The following is a 5,114-nucleotide window of genomic DNA, read 5'->3' on the forward strand; positions in this document are numbered from 1 at the left end:
TTGAGGTTTCACCAAAGGAACCATGAATGGTCTTCTCGCCATAGCCGTTTCTGCGATTCTCGGTTTCTTTTGGTTCGGATGAACTCTTATCATAACCAAGATGTGCATCCATTTCGGCATTAAGCATCTTCTCAAAAATAGGTCCAAAGACGTCCTTTAAGGCTTCATTAACGTCCTTAGCATTTTGTACGTCATAATTATTGAGAATTAAATCTGCAATTTTTTCAGCAGCTGGATTTCGCTTAATATCTTTTTTTGCCATATTCATATAACTCCAATTAAGTCTTTAATATTAACAGACTTAACAGGAATACACGAATTTTATGTCACACCCGCCTTTTGTGTACACGAAAAGTAGTCAAATCGTAGTCAAAATCCGGAGGCTGACTACCCGGATACTTTTAATACGCTAGGGGTGATTATATGTATGATGCATAGACATATTCATAGGCCATAAGAGATTGTGGCTTCAGTGAGGTCACTATTTTTCGTTTTAAGCATTCTCCATCGTACCAGAAGATAATTCGGGTTCTATAGAACTATGAAAGAGGTTCGGCAAAGTGGCGGTTTAAACCTTGTATTATTTTTCGGATCTACAACGACTCCTATACCTTTACTTCCCAATATCCATCCTTATGGGAACCATGGCGTACAATAAGCCCCAGTTCTTTGATTTTTTGGATATTGTATTCAATACTTCTGCTTGATAGGCACAACTGTTTAGCGAGTGATTCTGCTGTTAGATTTGGATTTTCTTTTAGCAACTCCACAATTTTTTTCTGCGTGTTGTTCAGCTGTTCAAGCAGTTTTGTTTGCTTACGAGTTACCACTTCTTTGGATGGATTTTGAATTAATTCCGAAGTTTCTTCGAAGTTATTCCGAAGCTTCTCCGAAGTTATTCCGAAGTTATTCCGAAGCTTCTCCGAAGTTATTCCGAAGTTATTCCGAAGCTTCTCCGAAGTTATTCCGAAGTTTCTCCGAAGTTTTATTGCCATACTGTTGTTCATTATTCGTCGTGGTCTTTCGGAAAAGATTCACACGAAATGAATTGGGCGTTTCGATAAACTCTGGTGCAGGAAGTTCAAAATCTTCAGCAAGAGACCGTATTCTTCTAAGGCCTGTACCCCAGGCTTCTATAAGCCCCATCTGACAAAACACATTTGCAATAACACGATTTCTGAGTCTTGAATGACCATTCATCGCATCTTCAAAAGTTAAACCGTTATATAAACCTCCGGGAGAAGTAACCTCCAGACGATCATCAAAAACAGCAACCTGTACACATGCATCTTCATTAAAATTACGGTGACAGTGCGCATTTACAATCATTTCTCTGATTGCCTCAACAGGCAATTCGTATGATTCAACTCGTTGAATTCCTCTTATTTCAGCCCTGAGTCTGATGTTCCTCAGTACAAAATTTATTGCTTCATCTATCTGCTGGTAAAGAGGACCTGAATATTCCCGTTTATCTAAAAAAACAACTCTGTCAGTACCTTTGAAGACGGCACATTGAGTTTTTGACAACTGGAAATAATCTGATGTCAGAAGAGCGAAAGCATTAGAGCCTACACAGGCATCGTTGTTTTTGGAAATAAGCTTCCAGTTTTCAAGATTTGTTTCCGTAACAAGCGGTAAATTTCCTGAATAACCTCTTCTGCTCTGCAATTCATTTCTACGAAGATTCATATCATTACAGAGTTTTTCAACGGCTTCCGAGGTCACCTTAAATCCAATACATGGAAGTTCATCCCAGGAAATCTTAGAACCTTCTAGCTCCAATTCTTTAATTTTTTCGGGAGTTGCAGGTCTAGTGGTTCCACCAACTCTTATATATGTACCGGCATCCTTACCTTTTGACTTTAAGTAATATGGTCTTTGTGCGCCTGGTGATACTGTAACAACAATAAGGTTTTTATAATCGACAGTATATGGTTCAATTTCAGGAACAATAGCAGGTTCACATGAATGATAAATCGATGCCGCTATACTATCCATCATCTGAAAAAGAATTGAATTATCAATGCCGACAATTTCATTTGTTCCATCGGCTATACCAAAAACAATTTTTCCGTCCTGAGTATTGGCAAAAGCAACAACTGTCTTCGTATATTTATCTGAGTTACTTGGAAGCATTTCCTTGTACTCAATATTCTTAGACTCACCGTGAATGAGATCTTCTATATTCATATTTAAAAAAACTGTTTAATCTAATCAGTTCCATTTTTTAAGTACTTTTTTTCTTACAACTTTAGAAATCAATCTCACTTATTTTTCGTGTTTTCCTGTGCACAATTAACTTCTGGAAGTTTAGTGATTTTATCTGGAGTACATTTCTCTGAAATACGAGAATCCACAATTTTCCTGATAGCATCCATTTCTGGCTTAATTGCCTCATATTCTTTTCTGAACTCTTCATCTTTCATCTGCTCGTTGAGCATATCGTCGAATGTTATCATGATTACCACCTACCATTATCAAGTTATCGGTGTACAACATTACTTTAACGTTGAAACATTAATGTTTTTGATACAGGGCTAGATATTTTTCTAGTTTTATTTTACCTTCTTCATACGCATTTATTTGAGAATAAATTCTAGGATTCTTTTGAATACATTTCCTTGATTTTCTTAAAGCTTTTGCCAAAGCAATACAAGTCTTGTCGTCGTTGATTACAAACCTCTTTGTAACAGATGATATAGCCATGTGTACTTCTCCGGTTAGAGTTCTTCTTTCAATTCTGGATGTTGCAGATAAAATATTCCTTTCTGTGTCTCTATCTCAGCTCTCAACTGTTCTTCTGTAGGCAGACAAAGTCTGTACTTTGCTGCAAAAAGCTGCTCGTTGCCATGCAGTACGGAATAACGGGCTATATCTTCATCCGTCTCTGAACACAGCACAATACCCAATGTCGGATTATGGTTTTCACCTCGTTTCAATTCATCATACATTCTAACGTACATATCCATCTGTCCCACATCCTGGTGGGTAATCTTCCCGATTTTCAGATCAATCAGAACGAAGCATTGCAGAATATAGTTGTAGAATACAAGGTCAATATAGTAATCCTGCTTTTCCGTGTGAATGTGCTGTTGTCTTGCTACAAATGCATATCCTTTTCCCAATTCCATCAAAAATCGTTGCAGATTTCCAATGATAGCCTGCTCCAAATCCGATTCAAGATAACTGGTATCTTCCTGCATTCCGAGGAACTCGGCAATTACCGGATTGCGAATAAACTCAAGTTTTCCCTGATACTCAGAGGTAAGCTGTTTCATTTCATTCTCAACAGCCTTGCTGTTATGAGACAATAACATCCTGTCATAATACTGAGTACTAATATTCCGCTGTAAAGTACGCACAGACCAAGTCTGCTCATATGCTTCCTTTTCATACCAGGCTCTCGCATTCGGATCCGTTACTTGCATCAGTGTTCTGTAATGAGTCCATGATAACATTATTCCTGTGAGCACGATGCTATCTAAAGCCATGAGAGATTGTGATCTCAGCGAGTTCACAATGTTTTTATCATCAGTATCGTGAGATTGTGATCTCAGTGAATTCACAATCTTAGGGTATGCTTGATAGAATTGAACATAAAGATATAAAGATCGCTTGTCAAAGCCTTTCCCGTACTGCTTTGTGAGTGTCCGTGCCAATTCAGAAATAATCTTTTCACCATATCTGTCAGCATATGTACCCTAAAGTTCTTCCTCGGCAATACGTTTACCAAGTAGCCAGTTTCGAATGACAAGTATTCTGTCAACCATCTGGTATGCACTCTTACAGGAAGATTCGATTATTGAACTAAGATCATTATAAAATTCTATAGATATTATTCCGTCCATCACTGACCTCTTCCATCGTATCTGCACAAAACTCACAAATGCACTGTAATCAAATTCTATCTGTTTAATTTACGTAAATTTATGTCAGCATATTAGCAAAATACTAGACGATGTTGCAAGTTGGACTATGTATAGCAATAGAGTATTTGAATTCCATCTAAATAGCCCATGCCGTAATGGTCATGAGCTCAAAAGGATTAGTGGCGGATTGCCTTAGATGTACTTGAACTGACTCTCCATGCTGCGCATGGTATCACGCTCAATGTTATTGATTTCCTTTCTGGCGTCTTCCAGCTCTTTAAGTCTGATAATCTCATCCTTGGCATCATCAAGACCGAGGTGAGTGTAGACGTCCATGGTTACTGAAATTTCAGAATGTCCCATGAGGTACTGCAGAGTTTTAGGATTCATTCTTGCTCTGGTCTGATTGCTGCAATAAGTATGGCGGCATACATGAGGTGTTATTGACGGCATCTGAATTTTGTAGATGTCGTTATACCGCTTAACTGCATGCTGGAACCTGTGCTCCCAGTGCAGAGCCACCTCGGGCATTCCGTCCTTGTCTCTGATAAGGAATCCGGCATAACCTTTAACGATTACCTCCGGCAGATCTGTCGGTCTGTTTTCCACCAGGGCCTTGAACATCTGATACACTTCCTCCGTCATCGGCAGCTTGCGGGTACCGGCACTCGTCTTGGTGGGGCAGATGTCGTATTTGCCGGATCTGAATCTCTGCACCTGATGATTGATATCGATAATTCGGTTTTCCAGATCTATATCCTTTAGTGTCAGACCGCAGAATTCCGATATTCGCATTCCGGTGTGAAACAGAATGTAAATAGCCTCATAGTACTTGCAGTAGATGTTGTCGTCATGAATAAATTTAAGAAACTTGTTCATCTGCTCTCTGGTGATGGCGAGTCTTGTTTTTTCAGTGTTGTAAATCACTCCCACCAGCTCAAATCCGAAAGGATTCTTCATCAGCAAATCATCATCCACCGCCATCTGAAAAGCAGGTCTTAACACACCGCGGACTGTTTTAATTGTGCTTGAACCGCGACCGTCTGACTGCAGCTTGATTAAGAATAGCTTGGCATCAGAGGTTTTCACCTCGCACATCTTCCTGCCGGCGAATTCCTCATTCTTAAGCAGATTACGGACAAAATTGTAACCGATACGTGTCGATTCTCTGACACCTGTTCTGGTCTTAAGATACCTCTCAACAAGCTCATTGACCGTGAGATTCCTGCATGAAGGATCCAGCCG

The 5,114-nt window shown here is 39.4% G+C and carries 7 protein-coding genes; all 7 read right to left on the reverse strand.

Translation table 11 applies throughout. The annotated features are described in order from the left end of the window. Nucleotides 1–262, reverse strand: a 262-nt coding sequence (locus tag BMY80_RS11640) for a transposase (RefSeq protein WP_177178592.1), incomplete at its 3' end; no start/stop codon positions are given. A 343-nt stretch (nt 263–605) separates the two neighbouring features. Continuing rightward, on the reverse strand, nt 606–995 hold the full coding sequence (locus BMY80_RS11645) for an HTH domain-containing protein (RefSeq protein WP_093143875.1): 390 nt from the start codon (nt 993–995) through the stop codon (nt 606–608). Continuing rightward, nucleotides 940–2,190 carry an ATP-binding protein gene (locus BMY80_RS11650; protein WP_093143878.1) on the reverse strand — a complete coding sequence of 417 codons (1,251 nt, stop codon included), beginning with the start codon at nt 2,188–2,190 and terminating at the stop codon, nt 940–942. The genes BMY80_RS11645 and BMY80_RS11650 overlap by 56 nt, the downstream gene beginning before the upstream one ends. Before the next feature lie 74 nt (nt 2,191–2,264). After that, nucleotides 2,265–2,459 (reverse strand): hypothetical protein, encoded by a 195-nt coding sequence (locus BMY80_RS12300; RefSeq protein ID WP_177178593.1) that lies wholly within the window; start codon nt 2,457–2,459, stop codon nt 2,265–2,267. A 58-nt stretch (nt 2,460–2,517) separates the two neighbouring features. Further along, nucleotides 2,518–2,706 (reverse strand): hypothetical protein, encoded by a 189-nt coding sequence (locus BMY80_RS11660; RefSeq protein ID WP_093143880.1) that lies wholly within the window; start codon nt 2,704–2,706, stop codon nt 2,518–2,520. A 14-nt stretch (nt 2,707–2,720) separates the two neighbouring features. Continuing rightward, nucleotides 2,721–3,659, reverse strand: a complete 939-nt coding sequence (locus tag BMY80_RS12850) for a PDDEXK nuclease domain-containing protein (RefSeq protein WP_218140366.1) — start codon at nt 3,657–3,659, stop codon at nt 2,721–2,723. 402 nt (nt 3,660–4,061) lie between these two features. Continuing rightward, the coding region (locus BMY80_RS11670; protein ID WP_245730188.1) for a tyrosine-type recombinase/integrase at nt 4,062–5,114 on the reverse strand (1,053 nt) is incomplete at its 5' end.

The sequence above is a fragment of the Ruminobacter amylophilus genome (genome assembly GCF_900115655.1).
GTDB lineage: Bacteria > Pseudomonadota > Gammaproteobacteria > Enterobacterales > Succinivibrionaceae > Ruminobacter > Ruminobacter amylophilus.

Bases quoted from the DNA above. Each gene is read 5' to 3' on its own strand.
- BMY80_RS11660 (WP_093143880.1), bottom strand. From the start codon at position 2,706: ATGGCTATATCATCTGTTACAAAGAGGTTTGTAATCAACGACGACAAG.
- BMY80_RS11645 (WP_093143875.1), bottom strand. From the start codon at position 995: ATGGCAATAAAACTTCGGAGAAACTTCGGAATAACTTCGGAGAAGCTT.
- BMY80_RS11650 (WP_093143878.1), bottom strand. From the start codon at position 2,190: ATGAATATAGAAGATCTCATTCACGGTGAGTCTAAGAATATTGAGTAC.
- BMY80_RS12300 (WP_177178593.1), bottom strand. From the start codon at position 2,459: ATGATAACATTCGACGATATGCTCAACGAGCAGATGAAAGATGAAGAG.